We start from the raw sequence: 22688 nt of genomic DNA, 5'->3' as shown, positions 1-22688 counted from the left end.
CAATTCTTTAACAGCACAAGCATATATGAACTAGATCGAAACTATTGGTAGGAGGTGAAAATTATGGGTGCTCAAAAATCTCCTGCAGAAACAAGAGTTGTTGTAGGGATGTCTGGAGGGGTAGATTCATCCGTAGCCGCTTTATTGTTAAAACAGCAAGGCTATGATGTCGTTGGTATTTTCATGAAAAATTGGGATGATACGGACGAAAATGGTGTTTGTACAGCGACAGAAGACTTTAATGATGTAATCCGTGTCTGTAATCAAATTGGCATCCCTTACTACTCTGTTAATTTTGAAAAGCAATATTGGGATAAAGTATTCACGTATTTTTTAGATGAGTACCGTGCGGGAAGAACACCGAATCCTGACGTAATGTGTAATAAGGAAATAAAATTTAAAGCATTTTTAGAGCATGCGCTCACTCTTGGAGCTGACTATTTAGCAACAGGTCATTATGCAAGGGTTGAATTCAGAGATGGGGAGTATAAAATGCTCCGCGGTGTTGATGAAAATAAAGATCAAACGTATTTTCTGAACCAATTAGGTCAAGCGCAGCTATCGAAAGTAATGTTTCCGTTAGGCCAATTACCAAAATCTGAGGTAAGAAAAATAGCAGCAGAGGCAGGGCTTGCCACTGCCACAAAAAAGGACAGTACAGGCATTTGTTTTATTGGAGAGCGAAACTTCAAAGAATTTTTAAGCAATTACTTGCCAGCTCAACCAGGTCCAATGGCAACGTTAACCGGAGAAATAAAAGGAAAGCATGATGGATTAATGTATTATACAATTGGTCAACGTCATGGCTTGGGAATAGGTGGTTCAGGTGAGCCGTGGTTTGTGGTCGGTAAAAACCTTAAAGACAATATTCTTTATGTTGATCAAGGTTTTCATAACGAGCTATTGTATTCCCACTTTTTAATAGCCGTCGACGTGAACTGGGTAAGCGATCGTAAGCCAGCTTCAGCTTTCAAATGTACCGCTAAATTTCGCTATCGGCAACCGGATATTGCTGTTACAGTAGAAATTCTTGATGATAGAATGGTAAAAGTAATTTATGATAACCCAGTACGTGCAATCACACCTGGTCAGTCCGTTGTTTTTTATCATGAAGATGAATGTCTCGGTGGTGCAACAATTGATCAAGTGTTTAAAAATAATGAACGCTTAACGTATGTGTAACCTCAATTCATCTTAGAATTGAGGTTTAACTCGTTAAGAATTGAAAAATCTCATAAATAAGCTTATTAATTTAGAAATTACAATGTGTTTCGAAGGACAGGATTCACGTTAAATGAAGGAGACTATTGTATGATTGATAAAAATACTCTTGGAATTCAATATATGCAACAAGGAAAGTATGAAGAAGCGGCGAAGTTATTTAACGAGATGATAACGGAAAATCCAAATGATCCAATTGCTTATATAAATTTTGGGAATTTATTGGCGGCAGTAGGTGAGCCGGAACGGGCACTAGCGTTTTTTAATAAAGCGTTAGAAATTGATGATTCGTTAGCAACCGCCTATTATGGAGCAGGAAGTACGTATTATAATAAAGACAACTTTATTGAAGCAAAGGATATGTTTGAAAAAGCGTTGAAGCATGGGTTAGCTGAAGGTGATTGTTATTTTATGCTTGCCATGAGCCTTTCTCAATTAGGGCAGGAGAAGCTCGCTCTTCCATATTTTCAACGAGCAGTTGAGCTTAATGAATGGGATGCTGATGCACAGTTTCAATACGGATTATGTTTAGCAATGCTCGAAATGGTAGATGAGGCAATCCCGCATTTTGAAAAAACAATTGAAATAAATGGTGAACATTCAGATGCATACTATAATTTAGGTGTTGCTTATGCTTTTAAAGATGATCCAGCTTCTTCACTACAGATGTTTAATAAAGCATTGGAAATACAACCTGACCACTTCTTGGCAGCCAATGGGAAGAAAAACGTTGAACAAATCTTTCGTAAGCATTAAAGGGGAATAACAATGGAAAAACAGCAATCAATTGATATCTTTCAAGAACAACAGCGATTTATTAAAGGTAAGCTCATTGTTATGATTTTTCATAATGAAGAAACCGTATATTCGGTTGCAAGAATTCGGATAATCGAAACGAATGAGCAATATGAGGATAAAGAAGTCATTGTTGCTGGCTATTTCCCTTACATACATGAAGACGAAGTATATACATTTTTCGGTCAATTCCATCACCATCCCCGTCACGGCTTACAATACCAGGTTCATCATTTTAAAAAAGAATTGCCGCAATCGGAAGATGGTATTATTCAATACTTATCAAGTGATTTATTTGTTGGAATTGGTAAAAAGACTGCACAAAAGATTGTAAAAGCATTAGGAGAACGAGCTATTACTAAAATAATCGAGAATCCTTCCGTATTAATGACAATTCCAAAATTTCCTGAGGAAAAGGCAAAGCACCTCTATCAAACATTAATGCTCCACGAAGGTTTAGAACAAATTATGATTGCTTTATCAAATTACGGCTTCGGTCCTCAGCTTTCAATGAAAATATATCAAACCTATAAGGAAGATACCCTCGAAATCATTCAGGACAATCCATATAAGCTAATTGAAGACGTTGAAGGGATTGGTTTCACTAGAGCTGACGAACTAGGGCAATCTATGGGAATAAAAGGAAATCACCCTGATCGAATCAGGGCGGGGTGCCTATATACGTTAAATCAACAGTCCATTCAGGATGGTCACGTTTATTTGAATATTGAGCCTTTTATAATTGAGGTTTATAAATTAATAAATGAAAAAGCCAAAGAAAATAAGGTTTCTGAAGTCGACATTTCTCGGGAAATAATTTCACTTGGCGAGGAAGAAAAAATTATTGTCGAAGAGGATCGAGTTTATTTACCCTCGCTATTTTTCGCGGAAAAAGGTCTTGTTACAAGCTTGAAAAGAATTGCAGAGCAAGAAAAGTTTAATGAGCAATTTCCCGAATCTGAATTTTTAATGGCATTAGGATCATTAGAAGAAAGATTACAGGTACAATATGCTCCATCACAAAAGGATGCAATACAAACAGCAATTACCTCACCAATTATGATCATGACGGGTGGACCAGGAACTGGGAAAACAACCGTTATTAAGGGTATTGTTGAAATTTATTCACAGTTGCATGGATATTCATTAAACCCTAAAGACTATAAAAAGGACGAAAGTTTTCCTTTCATATTAGCAGCCCCAACAGGGAGAGCCGCAAAAAGAATGACAGAATCAACTGGGCTTCCTGCAGTAACTATCCATCGACTACTTGGGTGGAACGGATCTGAAGGCTTTAGTCATGATGAAGAAAATCCAATTGGGGGAAAGCTTGTTATTATTGATGAATTTTCAATGGTTGACATATGGTTAGCCAATCAGCTTTTTAAGGCATTACCTGATGAAGTCCAAGTAATCTTAGTTGGTGACGAAGATCAATTACCGTCTGTTGGCCCAGGTCAAGTCCTTAAAGATTTGCTAATGACAGAAAAAATTAAAACGGTTCGATTAACAGATATATATCGGCAATCGGAGGGTTCTTCGATTATTGATTTAGCACATAGCATTAAGGTTGGAAAACTACCAACTGATATAACAAGTCCAAAAGTAGACCGTGCCTTTTTTAAATGTAAGCAGGGTCAAATTCTCGATGTCGTATCTCAAGTATGTCAAAACGCACTCAAAAAAGGCTATACTGCAAGAGATGTTCAAGTATTAGCACCAATGTACCGTGGCTCAGCGGGTATAGATACGCTCAATAAAATGCTGCAGCTGCTATTTAACCCTAAAAGTGACCAAAAACGCGAGTTATCATTTGGAGAAATTATTTACCGAGTAGGTGATAAGGTGCTACAGCTTATCAACCAACCAGATGATAATGTATTTAATGGCGATATCGGTGAAATCGTAAGTATCATTTATGCTAAAGAAAATACAGAAGGTACGGATCAAATTATAATAAGCTTTGAAGGTATTGAAGTTTTATATACAAGGCAGGACCTTTCCAAAATAACTCACGCTTACTGTTGCTCCATTCATAAGTCACAGGGAAGTGAATTTCCAATTGTAATTTTTCCAGTTGTAAAGGGTTATTATCGAATGCTCCGAAGAAATTTGATTTACACTGCGATTACAAGAAGTAAGGATTATTTAATTTTATGTGGTGATGAGGAAGCTTTGCGACAAGGTGTTCTACGGCAGGATGAAGGCTTAAGGAAAACAACGTTAGCAGTCAAAATTACCGAAAGATTTAATGAGAATAATGTTGAAAAACAAGAAGAAACAAACATGGAAAGTCTTAGTCCGTATGATTTTATGTGAGGTTCCGTAATATATGAATGTAGAGGTTGACCTGAAATGTTTTGTAAGAGATAAACATATATTTGGTCAACCTCATACATGAAAATGAATGTTCGAAAGGTGGAGTCCTTTTGCGAACGTTCTCTTCTATTAAAGATTTACCTGTCTATAATGGAGGATCTGGTAAAGAACTTGGAAAGGTAATCGATCTTTGCTTTGATGAAAACGGGACAGTTAATGGATTAATGATAGATCCGAAAGGGTTACTAAAAAAAAATATGCTTATTCCTCTTGTTAAAATTGCTTCATTAGGAATGGATGGGGTTATGTTGTCTAATGAACCAGCCGAAATAAAGCTGAATGAAACGGAAAAGAAAGATAGGGTGCTTCATCGGGTGCACGATCGAATAATTGGAAAGCCGTTAGTTACAACCGAGGGGGAAAAGCTAGGTTTAGTCGAAGATGTATATTTTCAGGAAGAATTGGGCACAATCATAGGGTATGAAGTTTCGGATGGCTTTTTTTCTGATATGGCAGAAGGTCGGAAACTATATCGATCGAAAAATCCATTAACTATAGGTGAAAGTATATTAATCGTTGATCTTGATTAATCTAATTTTTATGTCTCGTTTTAAAGAGGAGTGACTAACCCTATGAAGTGCCCGAACTGTTCTAGTAAAGATTTAGGAAAAATCGGTGTTAATCAATATTATTGTTGGAATTGCTTTATTGAGCTATCCGTTCAAAATAATCGGTTATTTACACATCAGGTTGAAGAAGATGGCACTTTAAGTTCATTAGATGACTTATTTGAAGAAGAGGATTTACGCATGGAAATGTAAACTTTCTTCTAGGTGGTGATTGTTTTGAATAGAACAATGACATCGTTACTAGCTTTAGGAATTGGCGCAGCAGCGTATAGCATGACACGAGGAAATAACATGATTAACGGAAGAACGATGCGAAAAATGAGAAAACGAATTACAAAAGCGATCTTTTAATAGAGAAATGGGGGCTGTTTGCAAAAACAGCCCTCTTAAAGTTTTTAAAAGGTGTGTGACGTAATGGGGAATCACAAATATGTTTGGTTAATTCGTGCTGCTACTTTGTTAATTACATTGTTATGTTTATTTGTTTTTATAAAACTCCTTCCAATTTGGGAACCAATTGGAAAAATCTTACTAACAGCACTCACCCCACTTTTAATTTCCAGCTTTATTGCGTATTTACTTTTACCTGTTGTAGAATTCATTCATGCTAGAAGAGTCCCAAGAGTTATTGCAATATTAGCCATCTATGTCGTGTTTTTTGGCGGTATCGGTTTTGGACTTTATAAACTAATTCCACAGTTATTAAATCAATTTAAGGATTTAAATGAGAATATCCCTTACTTAGTCAACACATATCGTCATTGGATCAATGAAATTGATTTTCGTACGGAGCATTTCCCTGAAGGGATCCATCAGCGTATAGAGGAAGGACTACATAGTATAGAGTCTGGAATTGACCAACTATTAACAACAATTGCCGTCTTCCTAAAAGAGTTATTAAACTCATTAATTCTATTTGCGCTTATTCCACTAATAGTATTTTATATGTTAAAGGATATTAGTCTTTTTAAAAAGGCAATTTGGTATGTTACACCGCGAAAATGGAGAAGACCTGGCATCCAATTATTAAAACAAATCGATGAATCGCTTGGCAATTATATTAGGGGGCAGCTTTTTGTTTGTCTCTTAATTGGAATTGTTGCGACGGCAAGTTTTTGGATAGTTGGAATGAATTATCCATTAATTTTGGGGACAATCATTGGTATAACAAATATTATTCCGTATTTTGGCCCTTTTATTGGAGCGATTCCTGCTATTATCGTGGCGATTACACTATCAGGGAAAATGGTGTTAATTGTTGCGATGATTATTGTATTATTACAATTTTTAGAGGGAAACATACTAGCGCCATTAATAGTGGGGAAAAGCTTACATATGCATCCGGTGGTTATTATTATAACGTTATTAGTTGGTGAAGAGCTTGCTGGAGTCATAGGGATGATTTTAGCGGTTCCAGTTATAGCCATACTACGAGAAGTAATTTTTCTGCTAGTGTTTAATTTGAAGAAAACTCGTAGTGTAAAGAATTAGAACTACGCATATGAAAGGTTTGACAAATGTTAGATAATATGACTAAAATATCACATATGTGAATTAATTTTATAACTTGAATGATGAAGGAACTAGTAGGTTATAGTCCATCAAAAGAGAGGAGATTCCTTGGCTGAAAGAAGCTCCAGATGAAGGATAACTGAATGCTAATCCAGAGTGCAAGGATAAAAACCTTGCCGTGTACCGCGTTAAGGTAATTGAAGGTGATGGGGCTTCGTATGTAATAGGACGTCTCATAATCAGGGTGGTACCGCGAGAATGAACAACTCTCGTCCCTGCAGAATACTGTAGGGATGAGAGTTTTTTTATGAATAAATTCAACAAAGAAATATTTATAGGAGGATAAAGTAATGAAGAGGCTATCTGCTGCCGAAATTCGGCAAATGTATCTTGATTTTTTTAAGGAGAAAGGGCATGCTGTTGAACCAAGCCGTTCTCTTGTTCCACATGAAGATCCGTCATTATTATGGATCAACAGTGGTGTAGCGACTTTGAAAAAGTATTTTGACGGACGTGTCATTCCCGATAATCCAAGGATTTGTAATGCACAAAAATCAATTCGTACGAATGACATTGAAAATGTTGGGAAAACTGCAAGACATCATACATTTTTTGAGATGCTTGGCAATTTTTCAATTGGAAATTATTTTAAAAAAGAAGCGATTGAATGGGCATGGGAGTTTCTAACAAGTGAAAAGTGGCTTGGGTTAGAGCCGGAAAAGCTATCAGTTACGATTCATCCGGAGGACAATGAGGCCTATAATTATTGGTTAAACGATATCGGTATCCCAGCAGAGCGAATCATTCGTCTTGAAGGGAATTTCTGGGATATTGGCGAAGGCCCAAGTGGTCCAAACACTGAGATCTTCTACGACCGTGGCGAAGAATACGGAAATGATTCGAATGATCCTGAGCTTTATCCTGGTGGAGAAAATGATCGCTATCTTGAAATATGGAATCTTGTGTTTTCAGAGTTTAATCATAATCCAGACCATACATATACCCCGCTTCCAAAGAAAAATATTGATACGGGGATGGGATTAGAGCGTGTCGCCTCTGTTATGCAGGATGTTCCAACGAATTTTGACACTGATTTATTTATGCCAATCATTAAAGCGACAGAAGAAATTTCTGGGGAAAAGTATAATGAAAGTGTTGAAAAAGATGTTGCATTCAAGGTAATTGCCGACCATATCCGTACAGTAACGTTCGCTGTAGGTGATGGCGCACTCCCATCGAATGAGGGACGTGGCTATGTTTTAAGGCGATTGCTACGCCGTGCAGTTCGTTATGCGAAACAGATTAATATACAGCGACCATTTATGTTTGAGTTAGTTCCCATTGTTGCTGAAATTATGGTTGACTATTATCCAGAGGTCAAAGAAAAAACAGAGTTTATTCAAAAAGTAATGAAAAACGAAGAGGAACGATTCCATGAAACATTACATGAGGGTCTTGCAATTCTTGCAGAAATAATCAAAAAGGAAAAGGATAAGGGTAGCTCAATCATAAGTGGAGAGGATGCTTTCCGACTTTATGATACGTACGGTTTTCCATATGAACTTACCGAGGAATATGCTGACGAAGAAGGTATGACAATTGATAAGCAAGGCTTTAACGAAGAAATGGAGAAACAGCGTGAAAGAGCTCGCAATGCGCGCCACGATGAAGGCTCAATGCAAGTACAAGGCGGCGTTCTTGGTGAAATTAAAGTAGAAAGCAGCTTTATTGGCTATAATGAGAGTGAGACTGAAGCAATCATAGATGTTGTTTTACAAAATAATAATTATGTTGACAACATCCAAGCTGGTGAAGAAGCACAAATTATTTTAAGCGTAACACCATTTTATGCAGAATCTGGTGGTCAAATAGCTGACCAAGGCTATTTGATAAATGATGGGCTGGAACTCTACGTAAAGGATGTCCAAAAAGCACCAAATGGACAACATTTACACTCCGTTATTGTTGAAAAAGGCACATTAACGAAAGGTGTTAAAGTAAAGGCTAGGATTAATGAGGAAAAAAGAAATAAGATTATCAAAAATCATACAGCAACCCATTTACTTCACCAAGCTCTAAAAGACGTACTAGGTAATCATGTTGCTCAGGCTGGTTCGTTAGTTGCTCCAGAACGACTTCGTTTTGACTTTTCGCACTTTGGACCAATTAAGCCAGAGGAATTAGATGAAATTGAAGCAATTGTTAATAATAAAATATGGCAAAGTATTGACGTGAATATTTTTAACAAATCTTTAAATGAAGCAAAAGAAATGGGGGCAATGGCTCTCTTCGGTGAAAAATATGGTGATGTTGTCCGCGTTGTTCAGGTAGGAGATTATAGTCTTGAGCTTTGTGGTGGGTGTCATGTCGCAAATACTGCTCACATCGGGTTATTTAAAATAGTGTCAGAAACAGGTATCGGAGCAGGTACACGTCGTATTGAAGCAGTTACTGGTGGTGCTGCATATGCTTTAATGAATGAACAAATTGCAATTCTAAAAGAAGTTGCTAACAAATTAAAAACCAATATAAAGGATGTCCCAGTACGAATTGAAGCGATACATGGAGAAATCCGTCAGTTAGAACGAGAAAATGAATCACTTTCTGCAAAATTAAGCAATATAGAATCCGCCAATATTATAAATGATGTAAAAGAAATCAATGGTGTGAGGCTGTTAGCAAAAAAGGTTAGTGCGAAAGATATGAATAGTCTTCGCTCAATGGTTGATGATTTGAAGGGTAAATTAGGATCAGCCGTTATTATTCTTGGTGCAGTGAACGGCGATAAAGTTAATCTTTCGGCTGGTGTAACAAAGGATTTAATAGAAAAGGGTTACCATGCTGGTAATTTAATAAAAGAGGTTGCTTCTCGCTGCGGTGGTGGTGGCGGTGGACGCCCTGACATGGCTCAAGCAGGTGGCAAAAACCCAGGTGAGTTAGTGGCTGCATTAAATTATGCGGAGCAATGGATGAAAACTATTTCGTAATTTTACTAATATAGTGTACAATATAAGAAAATGATTATGATAAATGGGGGGATATAATCGATATCCCCTGTTTCATATCGAGAACGGAGGTGTCACGATGAGCTCTTTTGATAATACGATGCGGTTTAATTTCCAAGATGAGCCTGTTGATACAAATGTGAAAGATGTACTTTTCACAGTACACGAAGCATTAAAGGAAAAAGGATACAATCCAATCAATCAAATTGTAGGGTATCTTTTGTCAGGTGACCCAGCATATATTCCACGCCACAAAGATGCAAGAAATATTATTCGTAAGCTTGAACGAGACGAATTAATTGAAGAATTAGTTAAATCGTATTTAGAGACTCATCAGGAAGGCACAAATAAATGAGAATAATTGCCTTAGATGTTGGAACGAAAACAATAGGAGTAGCTGTAAGTGATGAACTCGGGTGGACTGCTCAAGGAATAGAAACAATCAAAATTGATGTTGACAAAAATGATTACGGACTTGAGCGAATTGCACATTTTGTGAATGAATATCAACCAGAGAAATTCGTAGTCGGTTTCCCGAAAAATATGAATGGAACAATTGGCCCCCGAGGAGAAGCTTGTGCCCAATTTGCAGAATTGATAAAGGATACTTTTAATACTCCAGTAATTCTTTGGGATGAGCGCCTTTCTACGATGGCGGCTGAAAGAATTTTGCTAAGTGGCGATGTCAGTCGTAAAAAACGGAAAAAGGTAATTGATAAGATGGCTGCCGTCATGATATTACAAGGCTATCTTGATAGTCAAAAATAAAAAGGAGTGGCAAGCATAATGGCAAAAGAAGAAAAAGAGCGTATTATTATTCCTGATGAAAATGGAGACGAGCATCTATTTGAGGTGTTATTCACTTTTGATGTGGAGGAAACAGGGAAATCCTATATGGTTCTTGAACCAGTAGCTAACCAAGAGAATGACGATGATGAAGAGGACATTGAGGTTTTTGCTTTCCGCTTTGAAGAGAATGAAGATGAGGATGATTTAGCACTGTTTCCAATTGAAACTGACGAAGAATGGGAAATGGTTGAAGAAATGTTAAATACATTTGCTGAACAAGAAGGCGAATAACCATAATTTTTAGTAACGGGCAGTTAATGCTCGTTTTTTTTTGTAAAAAATTCCTCGAAAAATGTTGTTCATGTAGTATAATAATACGGATGAAGGGAGGACAACTTTTTGGGGACATCTAATCAAAATCAAAAAGATTACCGGGCTAAGTATAAGGAACGGGTGCAAGAGGCACATCTTGTTAGAAAAATTGTATTTATTATTGTTTCTATTATTACTCTTGTCCTAATTGGTGTTTCAATAACTGGGTACCTTTATATAAATTCTGCTTTACAACCCGTTAATGAAGAAGACGAGACAACAGTGTCGATTACAATACCAATTGGTTCGTCTGTTCGAGGCATTGCTAATATTTTAGAAGAAAATGACATTATTAAAGATGGTACAGTATTTCGTTATTATGTAAAGTTTAAAAACGAGTCCGGCTTTCAAGCAGGAGATTACGAGCTTAGTCCGTCAATGGAGTTAAATGAAATTATTGCTCATTTAAAGACAGGAAAAGTTATAAAAGAAGCATTATTCTCCATCACAATCCCTGAAGGAAAAAACTTGGAGCAAATAGCAACCATACTTTCAAATAAAACGGACTTTTCAGAAGAGGAAATTATTGAAAAACTTGATAGTGAAGCATATGTTAAAGAACTAATGAAACAATATCCGACAATTATTACAGAAGAGGTTTTGAATAAAAATATTCGACATCCACTCGAAGGTTATTTATTTCCAGCTACATACCAATATTATGATGTAATTAAAAGTATTGAAGAAGTAGTTGAACCTATGATTTCAAAGACAGAGGAAATGGTATCAGGGTTTGTTGAACAAATGGAAGAGAAGGGGCTATCTATACATGAATTCATTACAATGGCCTCATTAATTGAAGAAGAAGCAACTGAAAAAGCAGACCGTGAAAAAATTTCTAGTGTTTTTTATAATCGCATATCTCAGAATATGCCACTTCAAACTGATCCAACTGTACTTTATTCATTAGGGAAGCATCAGGTGCAAATTACGTTGAACGATTTAGAGACGGACTCACCGTATAACACCTATATTAATATAGGATTACCACCAGGTCCAATTGCTAGTCCAGGTGAGATATCAATGGCAGCAGCAGTCAACCCGGCAAATGGAAATTTTTTGTATTTCTATTCTCGACCTAATGGTGAAACCATTTTTACAAAAACATTAGCAGAGCACAATAATGTGAAAAATAAATATAAGCATGAGTGGGATGAATTTAAAGAAAATGAATAATGATGAGGGGAATGTCAATTGGGAGCCCTAGAGCTCTCAATTCGCATTCCCCCTGTTGTTGTGGTAAAATATTTTGAGTGTTTGAAGGAGGAACTCTCTTGATTATATCAAATGAAATTAATAGCTATATAGAAAGTCTAATCCCTAAAAGAGAAGAGGCTTTAAGTAAAATTGAGTCCTATGCAAAGGAACATAATGTGCCAATCATGGAATTAGTCGGTATTGAAACTATGTTACAGCTTCTCCGGCTGTTTCAACCGCAAGCAATTTTAGAAATTGGGACTGCTATCGGCTATTCGGCAATTCGGATGGCGAAAACATTACCAAATTCTAGGATTATCACGATTGAACGGGAGCAAGAGCGTTATGAAAAAGCACTAGAAAATATCCAAAATGAAAAACTTGATAAACAAATAAAGGTTTTATTTGGTGATGCTCTTGAACTAGAGGAACAAGTAAAGGAACTAGCCCCGTTTGATTGTATATTTATCGATGCAGCAAAGGGCCAGTATTCTAGATTTTTTCAGTTATACAGTCAATACTTAAGCCAAAATGGAGTAGTATTTTCCGATAATGTCTTATTTAGAGGTTTAGTTGCAAAAGATAATCTTGAAGAGAAACGGTACCAAGGCATTGTAAGTAAACTTAAGCAATATAATAGCGAGCTGATGACCAATGAAGAGTATGACACATTGATTTTGCCGATAGGCGATGGAATTGCTATTAGTCGTAAGAGGTGAGAATTTATGAAAAAACCAGAATTATTAGTTACACCAAAATGTGTTGAAGATATTAGAACGTTAGCAGAGGCAGGTGCTGATGCTGTGATTATTGGCGAAGAAAATTTTGGTCTCAGGCTGGCTGGAGAGTTCAAACGGGAAGATCTTAAAAAAGCTATTGAAATTGCGCATCAATATGAAGTAAAAGTCTACGTTGCGGTAAACGCAATTTTTCATAATGAAAAAATTGAGGATCTGAAAGATTATATAAAATTTGTTGATGAAATAAAGGCAGATGCAATTGTCTTTGGTGATCCTGCCGTACTCTTATTTGTACGAGAAGTAGCGCCAACTATGAAATTACATTGGAATACGGAAACAACTGCAACAAACTGGTTCACCTGTAATTATTGGGGAACTAAGGGAGCAAAACGGGCAGTACTAGCCCGTGAGTTAAATATGGATGCAGTTATTGATATAAAAGAAAATGCAGATGTAGAAATTGAAGTTCAAGTTCATGGAATGACGGCAATGTTTCAGTCGAAGCGAACGCTAATTGGAAATTATTTCGAATTTCAAGGGAAAAAGATGGCCGTCGAAAACCGTTCAAAACATGACAATATGTTTCTTTTTGATAAGGAACGTGGAAATAAATATCCAATTTTTGAAGATAAAAACGGTACTCATATTATGAGTCCAGCTGATATATGTTTGATCGATGAATTAGCAGATATGATTGATGCTGAAATCGATTGTTTTAAGATTGATGGGATTTTAAAATCGTCTGAATATATTGTTGAAGTTACGAGAAAATACAGACAGGCAATAGATTTATGTGTAGAAGATCGTGATCAATATGAGGAGCAAAAGCAACAATTTTATGAAGAAATAGAAAAAATCCAGCCTGTCAATCGCCCGTTAGATACCGGATTTTTCTTTAAAGAGACAGTGTATTAGAAAGGAGTATTTTGATGGCTACTATGACAGATAAGATTTCAACGATCGTAGATGGCAAGCGTGTCATCTTTAAAAAGCCTGAGCTCCTTGCTCCAGCCGGAAATTTAGAAAAGCTAAAGATCGCCGTACACTATGGTGCTGATGCCGTATTTATTGGTGGACAGGAGTATGGATTACGCTCAAATGCAGATAATTTTTCACCTGAAGAAATGGCGGAAGGTGTTGAGTTTGCAAAAAAATATGGTGCAAGAATCTATGTAACCACAAATATTTATGCCCATAATGAGAATATAGATGGGCTTGAGGATTATTTAAAAGCAATTAGTGATGCAGGAGTTGCTGGGATTATAGTTGCAGATCCTCTTATTATTGAAACATGCAAAAAAATAGCGCCAAACCTTGAGATCCACTTAAGTACACAACAATCTTTAGCGAACTGGAAGGCTGCACAGTTTTGGAAAGATGAGGGACTAGAGCGTGTCGTCCTTGCCCGTGAAACGAGTGCTGAAGAAATTCGCGAAATAAAAGAAAAAGTTGATATAGAAGTGGAAGCGTTTATACATGGGGCAATGTGTATCTCCTATTCTGGTCGTTGTACATTAAGCAATCACATGACAGCTCGTGACTCAAATCGCGGCGGTTGTTGTCAATCGTGTCGCTGGGATTATGACTTATACAAAATTGAAGATCACTCTGGAAATGTTTCTGAAACTCCATTTTTCACGGAAAATGATCCTGCTTTTGCAATGAGTCCAAAGGATTTAAATTTAATTGCTTCAATCCCTAGAATGATCGAACTTGGAATAGATAGCTTGAAAATTGAAGGGCGAATGAAATCTATCCACTATATTGCGACAGTTGTCACTGTTTACCGTAAAGTGATAGATACTTATTGTGCAGATCCGGAAAATTTTGTTATCAAACAAGAATGGTTAGACGAGCTTGATAAATGTGCAAATCGTGATACAGCACCTGCGTTTTTCGAAGGCGTCCCAGGGTATAAAGAGCAGATGTTTGGTAATCATAGCAAAAAAACGACCTATGATTTCGTAGGGATGGTATTGGACTTTAATAGCGAAACAAAAATGGTAACTTTACAACAACGGAACCACTTTAAACCAGGTGATGAGGTTGAATTTTTTGGACCAGAAATTGATAATTTTAAAATGACTATTGATAAAATCTGGGATGAAGATGGAAATGAACTTGATGCAGCCCGACATCCTTTGCAAATCGTAAAATTTAAAGTGGATCAGCCGGTGTTCCTTTACAACATGATGCGAAAGGAGATTTAATGAATGGGAGCACCACGTATTAATGGTGGAAAGAAAAAGCCGATTGTAATTGGGATTGCAGGCGGTTCTGGCTCAGGGAAAACCTCAGTCACAAGAGCCATATATGAAAAATTTTCAGATCAAAACATATTAGTGCTTGAACAAGACTATTATTATAAAGACCAAAGTCATTTACCGATGGAAGAGAGATTAAAAACAAATTATGATCATCCGCTAGCCTTTGACAATGAATTATTAATTCAGCATATAAACAAGCTTCTCAATTATGAAAAAATTGAGAAGCCTGTTTATGATTACAAATTACACACGCGCTCTACAAATCAATCCATTATCGTTGAACCAAAAGACGTGATTATACTAGAGGGAATTTTAATCCTTGATGATGAACATTTGCGGAAGCTAATGGATATAAAATTATTTGTTGATACAGATGCTGATGTTCGGATTATACGTCGAATTCTTCGGGATATAAAAGAGAGAGGCCGGACGATTGATTCTATAATTAAACAATATGAGACAGTAGTAAGACCAATGCATCTACAATTTGTTGAACCAACAAAGAAATATGCGGATCTTATCATTCCTGAAGGTGGACAAAATGATGTTGCAATTGATTTAATGGTAACAAAAATACAAACAATCCTTGAAGAAAAAGTCAATTTGTAATAGGATATTAAAAGCATACTTAAAATTTGTATGAATTTTGGGGACTTCATACATTACAGCTTAATAATACATATATTGAGAATTATTTATAAAAGGAGTTGTAGGGATATGGCAGAAGAAAAAAGTTATTATATGACAGAGGAAGGTAAAGAAAAACTAAATAAAGAATTAGAATATTTAAAAGTAGAAAAAAGAAAGGAAGTAGTGGAACGAATTAAAACTGCAAGAGGCTTCGGAGATTTATCAGAGAACTCTGAATATGATGCTGCAAAGGATGAACAGGCATTTGTCGAATCAAGAATTGCGACGTTGGAAAAAATGATTCGAAATGCTGTTATCATTGAATCAGATGCGGCAAATCCAAACGTTGTTTCGTTAGGGAAAAAAGTAAAATTTGTGGAGTTATCAGCTGATGGAACAGAAGAGGATGAAGAAGAATACACAATCGTTGGAAGTGCTGAAGCAGATCCGTTCGAAGGAAAAATATCAAACGATTCTCCAATGGCGAAAAGCTTATTAGGGCGCCAGGTTGGAGATGAAGTTGTTGTTCAAACTCCGGGTGGAGATATAAAAGTAAAAATTAAAGAAGTAAACGTAAATTAATCGTTGGGATATTATGTTTCAATTATTTACACCTCGTCAACAATAATGATGAGGTGTATTTTTTTGTTTAGCAGTTCCAATAAGTATGAGAGAGTGATTGTGTTTGTTGTCAATTAAATTAAAAAGAAGAGCTAGAGCAGTCGTAACGATTGTATTGTTGGTTTTAATTGGGCTAATCGCAAGACTCGCTCAAATTCAATTATTTACAACAGAGGATTTTTCAAAACATCATATTAATTTAATAGAGGCAAGTGTCAAACAAAGAACTCAATCCATCATCTTAGATTCAGGTAGAGGTCGCTTTATAGACAAAAACGATGAACCAATTACAGGTGACTATTATCCAAGCCTAGTATTATTTCCGTTTCTTAACGATACAACCTGGCCGTCAAAACAAATAGCAAGTATTATTGGCGTTTCGGAGCATACATTAATAAACGCTGTTAAAAATGCAAATGCTCCTTTTGCATTTGGTGGTGAAAATCCTATTAAATTAACAAAACAGCAACAAGAAAAAATCAATGAACTAAAGGTTCCAGGTGTTTTTGCTTTGTATCAACAAGTAAAAACTGAACAGTTCATAGGAGAGCATTTAATTGGTTTAGTGCGTCAAAACGACCAGCTTTTGAAAAAGAAGTATGGAGAAAAGTTGGAAAGAGGTTTAATTTCAGCCAATACTGAAATTGGAATTACCGGATTACAAAAAGCATTTGATGAATTTTTATTACCAGAAGGGGAATCTAAGCTTTTGTATCATGTTGATCAGCTAGGTGAACCTTTATTTGGGTTAAATGTAAAATATACAGCTCCAGCTAATCCATATTATCCTACAGCAATAAAAACGACAATAAATAAATCGATTCAGCTTCTTGCTGACGAAACAGTTGATCATTTTGACATGAAAAAAGGAGGATTGGTGTTATTAGACGTAGAGACTAGTGATGTAGTAGCGATGGTTAGTCGCCCACGGATAAATCATAAAAATCCTCTTGGTGATGAAGGTGGTAAAAATCAGATGATAGAGCCGCAAATTCCCGGATCTATCTTCAAGGTTGTAACTGCATTGGCCGCAATTGAAGAGAATGTAAAACTAGGGGGGAGAACTTTTAATTGTGATCTAAACTTATATGGTGACGGTCTCGACAAGCGTCAGCTAGGTGTATTAAATTTTGAGCAAAGTTTTGCTAATAGCTGTAACTACACATTTGCAAAGCTTGCGGAGGACCTTATTAGCAGAAATCCCGATTTTTTTGAGGAATACGCTAACAAGCTTGGATTAATTGAAGCTGTCGGCTGGCAGGGTGATGTTTTCCACTTTCAAAATTTTTACCAATTTCCAGAAGAACAATCAGGCCAGATTTGGCTTAATGATCATGATAAAAAAGTAAAAAAGGCAATAAATCAGACTGCTATTGGTCAAAAGGATGTCAAGATTAGTCCATTGTCCGTAGCAAATATGATGGCTACAATTGCAAGAGGGGGAAAAGCGAAGCAAGTAAGGGCAGTTTCAGAGATTCAATATAAAAATGGAACAACCCTCTATTCTTTTCCTAATCAGGCACTAGGAGATGAACGCTTATCGCCTTATAGTGTTATGAAAATAAAAGATTTACTAGAGCATGTTATTTCTGAAGGTACAGGGATGCGTTATAAAAATTTGCCTTATCAACTTGCGGGGAAGTCTGGTACAGCTGAAACTGGGCGAGATGGTATTGTAAATAAATGGTTTGCGGGTTACTTTCCTGCACATGCACCGAAGTATGCGTTAGTTGTAGTCGAGCTTGAAGCGGATGAATACAATACACACACATATGATATTTTTGAGAAACTAGTTAAGGAATTATATAAATTACATAACGAAAACGGTAATTCTCTCAAATAACTTTTAGGGTAAAATAAAAAATGGTAGAATGTGAGGTAGGTAAACGCAAGGTGTAGGCGTGTTTTTCTAAACAGAAATGAGGGATAGGAATGCGTTATGATTTCGATGATTTATATGAAGGACCACGTTTTCAAAATAGGGCAAGAAAGCGAAAAAATAAGGTAATTATATCAAGCATTGTTGCGATCTTTACTATTTTAATTGCTTTTGTGGCAATAAATATTTTTTCTGGTGGAAATGATGAGGCAAGTGTAGCAGTCGAAGATGATAATAAAAGTAGTGAAGAAAGAGATAATCAAAATGAGACTGAAGAAGGAGAGAAACAGACTTATCCTGAACAGACAGATATCAGCTCAAGTTCTTCTTCAAATCAGTCTGAAATTGATACAAATATTGGTCAAAAAGGAAATCCAAATACATCCGAAGCAAATGATAAGAACATTTCTAATAATAATGAAGATAGCAATGATTCGCTTGTAATCGGTACTATTGAAAAAAACTGGGAGCCGATCGGGACGAAACAACAAGGTGAACATCAAACAAATTTTTCTGATGACTCTTTGGACTGGAAGGAAATGACAGAAGCAGTAAGTGTTGCTACTGATTTACCAATAGATAATATGATTATTTGGTGGATGGGTAATGGTGGTGGCCCTGATAAAGTAGTTTCTACAGTTAGTTCAAAGGACAAACAAGTTTATTTTCGCGTTCAACTCGTATGGACGGATAAGGGATGGAAGCCTATGCTTGTGGAGCAGTTAAAGGATAATGACCGCATTCAAGAAAGAAATCTAACTGAGTCTGAAGCGAAAATAACTATGGATGAGTAACTTTTTCAAATTGATTAATGTAACTTAAGGAGACAATTATGATAAATACGATTATAATTCACGGAACAGTAATAACTGTAAATGATAATAATGAGGTTATTAAAAACGGGGCTGTTGCTTTTAAAGATGGTGTGATTACATATGTTGGTGAAACCCCTAGTGATCTATCTTCATACGATGAAATCATCGATGCAAAAGCCGATTATATTCTACCTGGATTTATTAATACACATGGTCATACGCCAATGTCTTTGCTTCGTGGATTTGCCGATGATTATCCATTACAAGTATGGCTTGAGGATAAAATGTGGCCCCTAGAGGCACAATATACACCCGAGCATGCAAAATGGGGAGCATATTTGTCAATAATTGAGATGCTACAAACAGGAACGACTACGTTTGTTGATATGTACGATAATATGGATGAAGTGGCAAAGGCTGTTGAGTTATCGGGAATAAGAGCACGCTTATGCCGAGGCGTTATTGGCTTTGGCTCAGAGGAGCTTCGCCAACAAAAGCTTGCTGAGGCAAGCCGATTTGCTACAGATTGGCATAAGGCAGCAAATGGTCGGATCACAACGATGATGTCTCCGCATGCTCCATACACTTGTGGTCCCGAGTATATTGAACAAATTGTAAATAAAGCAACCGAACTAGACCTACCGATTCATATCCATATGTCAGAAACAAAATTTGAAGTTGAACAAAACGTTAAAGATTATGGTGAAAGACCTGTTAAACATTTGGAAAAAATCGGCGTATTTTCACGCCCCACATTAGTTGCTCATGCTGTTCACGTTAATGATGAAGAAATAGATATATTAAAAAAGTATGATGTAAAAATTTCACATAATGTAATTAGTAATTTAAAGCTTGCAAGCGGGATTGCTCCCGTACCGAAGATGCTTGAAAAGGGTCTAACCGTATCATTAGGTACAGATAGCAGTGCTTCAAATAATAATTTAGATTTATTTGAGGAATTAAGACAAGTTGCACTTTTACATAAAGCTGTTCATTATGATCCGACATTAATAAATGCAAATGAAGCATTACGAATGGCGACAATTAACGGAGCTAATGCAATCTGGTTAAATGGGCAAATTGGATCACTTGAAGTGGATAAACAGGCTGATTTGATTATTCTTGATACAAAGCAGCCGTTCTATCATCCAGAGCATGACCCAGTCTCGCATGTTGTCTATTCTGCATCGGGTAGAGATGTAAAGGATGTTTTCGTTCAAGGGAAACAGCTTGTGAAAAATAAAGAATGTTTAACCGTGGACAAAGAAAAAGTGTTATATGAAGCAAACCGTGCTTTTAAAACGTTTAAATATTAAGCTTAAGCTATCAATGACGATGGAGGAGTATTGACGTGACGATTGGCATTATTGGCGCAATGAATGAAGAAATTGAAGCACTTCTCAGTAGCATGATCGATATAACGAAGGAAGTAAAGGCTGAAATTGAATATTATAGAGGTGTTATTAACGGCCATAATGTTGTTGTGTGTAAGTCAGGCGTTGGCAAAGTAAACGCAAGTATTTGTACACAAATATTAATCGATCGCTTTCAAGCATCAAAGGTATTATTTACTGGAGTAGCAGGTGCAGTCGATCCTACCTTGAACATTGGCGATATTGTGATTTCAGTAGATTGTATGCAGCATGATATGGATGCAACAGCTCTAGGGTTCAAAGAAGGTGAAATTCCTTTCATGGATCGCTTTATTTTTAAAGCGGATGATGCTTTAATTACATTAGCTTCAAAGGTCAGCGATGAAGAAGTGAACAATCAAGCAATTATTAAAGGACGAATTTTATCTGGGGATCAATTTGTTGCCAACCGAGAGAAGGTTAAGCAACTATTTGAAAAGTTCGAAGGATCATGTACAGAGATGGAAGGAGCAGCAGTTGCTCAAGTTTGTAGTATGAATAACGTACCGTTCGTCATTATTCGCTCGATATCTGATAAAGCCGATGGCTCGGCTAATAGTAATTTCCTAGAATTTGTAAAGTATGCAGCAGATAATTCGTATAAAATCATTGTTGGAATGCTCGAGCGGATGAGTTGAAATTAAAAACAAAAAAGAAAGCGGGTCCGATTTGCCGTCCGAAAGGCGGTGTTTACTTCGTAATCCAAGCGTCGCGACGTACAGGATGTACTAGTACCGACGGCGCCACAGAACGTGGCGCTTTAAGTCGGTGTCTGCCAAAATCGTCATCCGCTTTTTTGTTCTCGTCGTGTTTCCTTTATCTCAGTCGATGCGCTCTTAGTTTTTACGTCGCTAATCAGGGCGCCTATAGCTTTTGTTCTATATTTGAAATTATTCTTCTTTCCAGCTTTCTAAGTAAGCTTTTTGTTCGGTTGTTAACGTATCAATTCCTAAGCCAAGAGCTTCAAGCTTCAAGCGAGCAACCTTTTCATCAAGCTCATACGGAACTTTAACCACCTTTGCTCCAATTTCTTTATAATTTTCATTTACATACGCAAGTGATAATGCTTGTAATGCAAACGTCATATCCATAATTTCTGCCGGATGACCATCCCCTGCAGCAAGGTTTACTAGTCGTCCTTCAGCAAGTAAATAAATTTTACGTCCATCCTTTAAAACGTGCTCTTCAATATCTTTACGTACTGTTCGTTTAGATAAAGAAAGCTTTTCTAGCTCAGGCTTATTTATTTCAATATCAAAATGACCAGCATTTGATAGAATAGCCCCATCCTTCATAACTTCGATGTGTTCGCCACGAATGACATCACGATTGCCAGTGACTGTAACAAAATAATCACCATACTTTGCAGCTTCGCTCATTGGCATGACTTCGAAGCCATCCATATAAGCCTCAATCGCTTTGATTCCATCGATTTCAGTTACAATTACTTTTGCACCTAAGCCTTTAGCACGCATCGCGACACCACGTCCACACCAGCCGTAGCCAACTACAACAACAGTTTTTCCTGCGACAACTAAATTTGTTGTCCGATTAATTCCATCCCAAACTGATTGACCTGTACCGTAACGGTTGTCAAATAAATATTTGCAATATGCATCGTTAACGGCAATCATTGGGAATTGTAACTCGCCTGAATTTTCAAGGGCGCGATTACGGATCACTCCAGTTGTAGTTTCTTCGCATCCACCGCGTACGTGAGAAAGAAGATCTTTACGTTCAGAGTGTAGAATTGTAACTAAATCACCGCCATCATCGATAATTAAGTCAGGTTGTGTTTCAAGTGTTTTAATTAAATGCTCCTTATATTCAGCTGGGTCTGGATTATACTTTGCAAAAACTGTAATACCATCCTCAACTAAAGCTGCTGCAACATCATCTTGTGTTGATAAAGGATTACTCCCTGTAATTGTTACATTTGCGCCACCAGCTTGGACAACTTTTGCCAAATAAGCAGTTTTTGCTTCCAAATGTAATGATATCGCAACCTTTAACCCTCTAAATGGCTGCTCTCTTTCAAATTGCTCACGAATTTTATTTAATACAGGCATATGGCTTTCTACCCAATCAATTTTCAGTTTTCCATTAGAAGCTAAGCCCATGTCTTTCACAATACTGTTATTAATTTTTGTCATATAATATATCCTCCATTAATGAATTGTAGAATAGGTAAAAATACCACGAAATATTATAGCATAATTCCGACAACTTATGGTGCAATCGTTTTACATAATAAGGATTAAGAATAAAAAAGCTATTTTCAACTTACAATTTTTTGCAGTTGTTATTTGCTTTTTTCATAAAAAATTCATTACCAATATCTAGATAGTAAAAAATACGTATATAGTAAAAAACTTTTGTATCAGTAATTACACAGCTGGAAGTTATCTCCTAACTTTCATTCATAAGATTGTCTTATTTTGTTCAAACATTTGCTACATTTTTTTGCTCTCAATCATCTGTTGTC

At 36.6% G+C, this 22688-nt stretch carries 22 protein-coding genes; 21 read left to right on the top strand and 1 reads right to left on the bottom strand.

Annotated features, from left to right (window positions below; translation table 11 throughout):
- Positions 1-63 precede the first annotated feature (63 nt).
- The 21 genes from mnmA (at position 64) to D612_RS0112870 (ending at position 20841) form a co-directional block, all read left to right on the top strand.
- Positions 64-1182: a tRNA 2-thiouridine(34) synthase MnmA gene (gene mnmA, locus D612_RS0112975; RefSeq protein ID WP_017755912.1), complete on the top strand. Its 1119-nt coding sequence runs from the start codon at positions 64-66 to the stop codon at positions 1180-1182.
- Positions 1183-1311: 129 nt separating this feature from the next.
- Positions 1312-1977 carry a tetratricopeptide repeat protein gene (locus D612_RS0112970; RefSeq protein WP_017755911.1) on the top strand — a complete coding sequence of 222 codons (666 nt, stop codon included), beginning with the start codon at positions 1312-1314 and terminating at the stop codon, positions 1975-1977.
- 12 nt (positions 1978-1989) lie between these two features.
- The gene (recD2, locus tag D612_RS0112965) at positions 1990-4335 is read left to right on the top strand and encodes an SF1B family DNA helicase RecD2 (RefSeq protein WP_017755910.1); all 2346 of its coding nucleotides are present in this window, start codon (positions 1990-1992) and stop codon (positions 4333-4335) included.
- Positions 4336-4445: 110 nt separating this feature from the next.
- Positions 4446-4925 carry a PRC-barrel domain-containing protein gene (locus tag D612_RS0112960; RefSeq protein ID WP_017755909.1) on the top strand — a complete coding sequence of 160 codons (480 nt, stop codon included), beginning with the start codon at positions 4446-4448 and terminating at the stop codon, positions 4923-4925.
- Between the two features lie 42 nt (positions 4926-4967).
- Positions 4968-5156: a hypothetical protein gene (locus D612_RS0112955; RefSeq protein WP_017755908.1), complete on the top strand. Its 189-nt coding sequence runs from the start codon at positions 4968-4970 to the stop codon at positions 5154-5156.
- Positions 5157-5180: 24 nt separating this feature from the next.
- Positions 5181-5315, top strand: a complete 135-nt coding sequence (locus D612_RS19110) for a YrzQ family protein (protein ID WP_017755907.1) — start codon at positions 5181-5183, stop codon at positions 5313-5315.
- 63 nt (positions 5316-5378) lie between these two features.
- On the top strand, positions 5379-6455 hold the full coding sequence (locus D612_RS0112945) for an AI-2E family transporter (protein ID WP_017755906.1): 1077 nt from the start codon (positions 5379-5381) through the stop codon (positions 6453-6455).
- A 371-nt stretch (positions 6456-6826) separates the two neighbouring features.
- Complete coding sequence (alaS, locus tag D612_RS0112940; RefSeq protein WP_017755905.1) at positions 6827-9463, top strand: alanine--tRNA ligase; 2637 nt, start codon at positions 6827-6829, stop codon at positions 9461-9463.
- Positions 9464-9560: 97 nt separating this feature from the next.
- Positions 9561-9836 (top strand): IreB family regulatory phosphoprotein, encoded by a 276-nt coding sequence (locus tag D612_RS0112935; protein WP_017755904.1) that lies wholly within the window; start codon positions 9561-9563, stop codon positions 9834-9836.
- The gene (gene ruvX, locus D612_RS0112930) at positions 9833-10249 is read left to right on the top strand and encodes a Holliday junction resolvase RuvX (RefSeq protein WP_017755903.1); all 417 of its coding nucleotides are present in this window, start codon (positions 9833-9835) and stop codon (positions 10247-10249) included. Before D612_RS0112935 ends, ruvX begins: the two co-directional genes overlap by 4 nt.
- An 18-nt stretch (positions 10250-10267) precedes the next feature.
- Entirely contained in the window at positions 10268-10561 is a 294-nt protein-coding gene (locus D612_RS0112925) for a DUF1292 domain-containing protein (protein WP_017755902.1), read from the top strand.
- Positions 10562-10669: 108 nt separating this feature from the next.
- Complete coding sequence (gene mltG, locus D612_RS0112920; protein WP_017755901.1) at positions 10670-11818, top strand: endolytic transglycosylase MltG; 1149 nt, start codon at positions 10670-10672, stop codon at positions 11816-11818.
- Positions 11819-11919: 101 nt separating this feature from the next.
- A complete protein-coding gene (locus D612_RS0112910) occupies positions 11920-12558 on the top strand; it encodes an O-methyltransferase (protein WP_026092502.1) in 639 nt (212 codons plus the stop codon).
- Between the two features lie 6 nt (positions 12559-12564).
- On the top strand, positions 12565-13494 hold the full coding sequence (locus D612_RS0112905) for a peptidase U32 family protein (protein WP_017755899.1): 930 nt from the start codon (positions 12565-12567) through the stop codon (positions 13492-13494).
- A 14-nt stretch (positions 13495-13508) separates the two neighbouring features.
- A complete protein-coding gene (locus D612_RS0112900) occupies positions 13509-14789 on the top strand; it encodes a peptidase U32 family protein (protein WP_017755898.1) in 1281 nt (426 codons plus the stop codon).
- Between the two features lie 3 nt (positions 14790-14792).
- Positions 14793-15455, top strand: coding sequence for a uridine kinase (gene udk, locus D612_RS0112895; protein WP_017755897.1), 663 nt, complete (start codon positions 14793-14795; stop codon positions 15453-15455).
- A gap of 108 nt (positions 15456-15563) precedes the next feature.
- A complete protein-coding gene (greA, locus tag D612_RS0112890) occupies positions 15564-16058 on the top strand; it encodes a transcription elongation factor GreA (RefSeq protein WP_017755896.1) in 495 nt (164 codons plus the stop codon).
- Between the two features lie 103 nt (positions 16059-16161).
- The gene (locus D612_RS0112885) at positions 16162-17940 is read left to right on the top strand and encodes a peptidoglycan D,D-transpeptidase FtsI family protein (RefSeq protein ID WP_017755895.1); all 1779 of its coding nucleotides are present in this window, start codon (positions 16162-16164) and stop codon (positions 17938-17940) included.
- 89 nt (positions 17941-18029) lie between these two features.
- The gene (locus tag D612_RS18780) at positions 18030-18770 is read left to right on the top strand and encodes a YrrS family protein (RefSeq protein WP_017755894.1); all 741 of its coding nucleotides are present in this window, start codon (positions 18030-18032) and stop codon (positions 18768-18770) included.
- Between the two features lie 38 nt (positions 18771-18808).
- On the top strand, positions 18809-20107 hold the full coding sequence (locus D612_RS0112875; protein ID WP_017755893.1) for an amidohydrolase family protein: 1299 nt from the start codon (positions 18809-18811) through the stop codon (positions 20105-20107).
- A 35-nt stretch (positions 20108-20142) separates the two neighbouring features.
- The gene (locus D612_RS0112870) at positions 20143-20841 is read left to right on the top strand and encodes a 5'-methylthioadenosine/adenosylhomocysteine nucleosidase (protein WP_017755892.1); all 699 of its coding nucleotides are present in this window, start codon (positions 20143-20145) and stop codon (positions 20839-20841) included.
- Between the two features lie 252 nt (positions 20842-21093).
- On the opposite strand, the gene D612_RS0112865 is transcribed toward D612_RS0112870, so the two are convergent.
- Positions 21094-22356, bottom strand: a complete 1263-nt coding sequence (locus D612_RS0112865) for an adenosylhomocysteinase (RefSeq protein WP_017755891.1) — start codon at positions 22354-22356, stop codon at positions 21094-21096.
- Between the last annotated feature and the right edge of the window lie 332 nt (positions 22357-22688).

The organism is Calidifontibacillus oryziterrae (genome assembly GCF_000331575.1).
Lineage (GTDB): Bacteria > Bacillota > Bacilli > Bacillales > Bacillaceae_J > Calidifontibacillus_A > Calidifontibacillus_A oryziterrae.
Note: the sequence above shows the minus strand (reverse complement) of the source record. Positions and strands in the feature narration are given on the sequence as shown.

What these genes read in the sequence shown, in the direction of transcription:
- D612_RS0112925 (WP_017755902.1), top strand. Translation starts at nt 10,268, where the DNA reads ATGGCAAAAGAAGAAAAAGAGCGTATTATTATTCCTGATGAAAATGGA.
- recD2 (WP_017755910.1), top strand. Translation starts at nt 1,990, where the DNA reads ATGGAAAAACAGCAATCAATTGATATCTTTCAAGAACAACAGCGATTT.
- udk (WP_017755897.1), top strand. Translation starts at nt 14,793, where the DNA reads ATGGGAGCACCACGTATTAATGGTGGAAAGAAAAAGCCGATTGTAATT.
- D612_RS0112875 (WP_017755893.1), top strand. Translation starts at nt 18,809, where the DNA reads ATGATAAATACGATTATAATTCACGGAACAGTAATAACTGTAAATGAT.
- mnmA (WP_017755912.1), top strand. Translation starts at nt 64, where the DNA reads ATGGGTGCTCAAAAATCTCCTGCAGAAACAAGAGTTGTTGTAGGGATG.
- D612_RS0112945 (WP_017755906.1), top strand. Translation starts at nt 5,379, where the DNA reads ATGGGGAATCACAAATATGTTTGGTTAATTCGTGCTGCTACTTTGTTA.
- D612_RS0112955 (WP_017755908.1), top strand. Translation starts at nt 4,968, where the DNA reads ATGAAGTGCCCGAACTGTTCTAGTAAAGATTTAGGAAAAATCGGTGTT.
- D612_RS0112905 (WP_017755899.1), top strand. Translation starts at nt 12,565, where the DNA reads ATGAAAAAACCAGAATTATTAGTTACACCAAAATGTGTTGAAGATATT.
- greA (WP_017755896.1), top strand. Translation starts at nt 15,564, where the DNA reads ATGGCAGAAGAAAAAAGTTATTATATGACAGAGGAAGGTAAAGAAAAA.
- ruvX (WP_017755903.1), top strand. Translation starts at nt 9,833, where the DNA reads ATGAGAATAATTGCCTTAGATGTTGGAACGAAAACAATAGGAGTAGCT.
- D612_RS0112865 (WP_017755891.1), bottom strand. Translation starts at nt 22,356, where the DNA reads ATGACAAAAATTAATAACAGTATTGTGAAAGACATGGGCTTAGCTTCT.
- D612_RS0112970 (WP_017755911.1), top strand. Translation starts at nt 1,312, where the DNA reads ATGATTGATAAAAATACTCTTGGAATTCAATATATGCAACAAGGAAAG.
- D612_RS18780 (WP_017755894.1), top strand. Translation starts at nt 18,030, where the DNA reads ATGCGTTATGATTTCGATGATTTATATGAAGGACCACGTTTTCAAAAT.
- alaS (WP_017755905.1), top strand. Translation starts at nt 6,827, where the DNA reads ATGAAGAGGCTATCTGCTGCCGAAATTCGGCAAATGTATCTTGATTTT.
- D612_RS0112900 (WP_017755898.1), top strand. Translation starts at nt 13,509, where the DNA reads ATGGCTACTATGACAGATAAGATTTCAACGATCGTAGATGGCAAGCGT.
- D612_RS0112935 (WP_017755904.1), top strand. Translation starts at nt 9,561, where the DNA reads ATGAGCTCTTTTGATAATACGATGCGGTTTAATTTCCAAGATGAGCCT.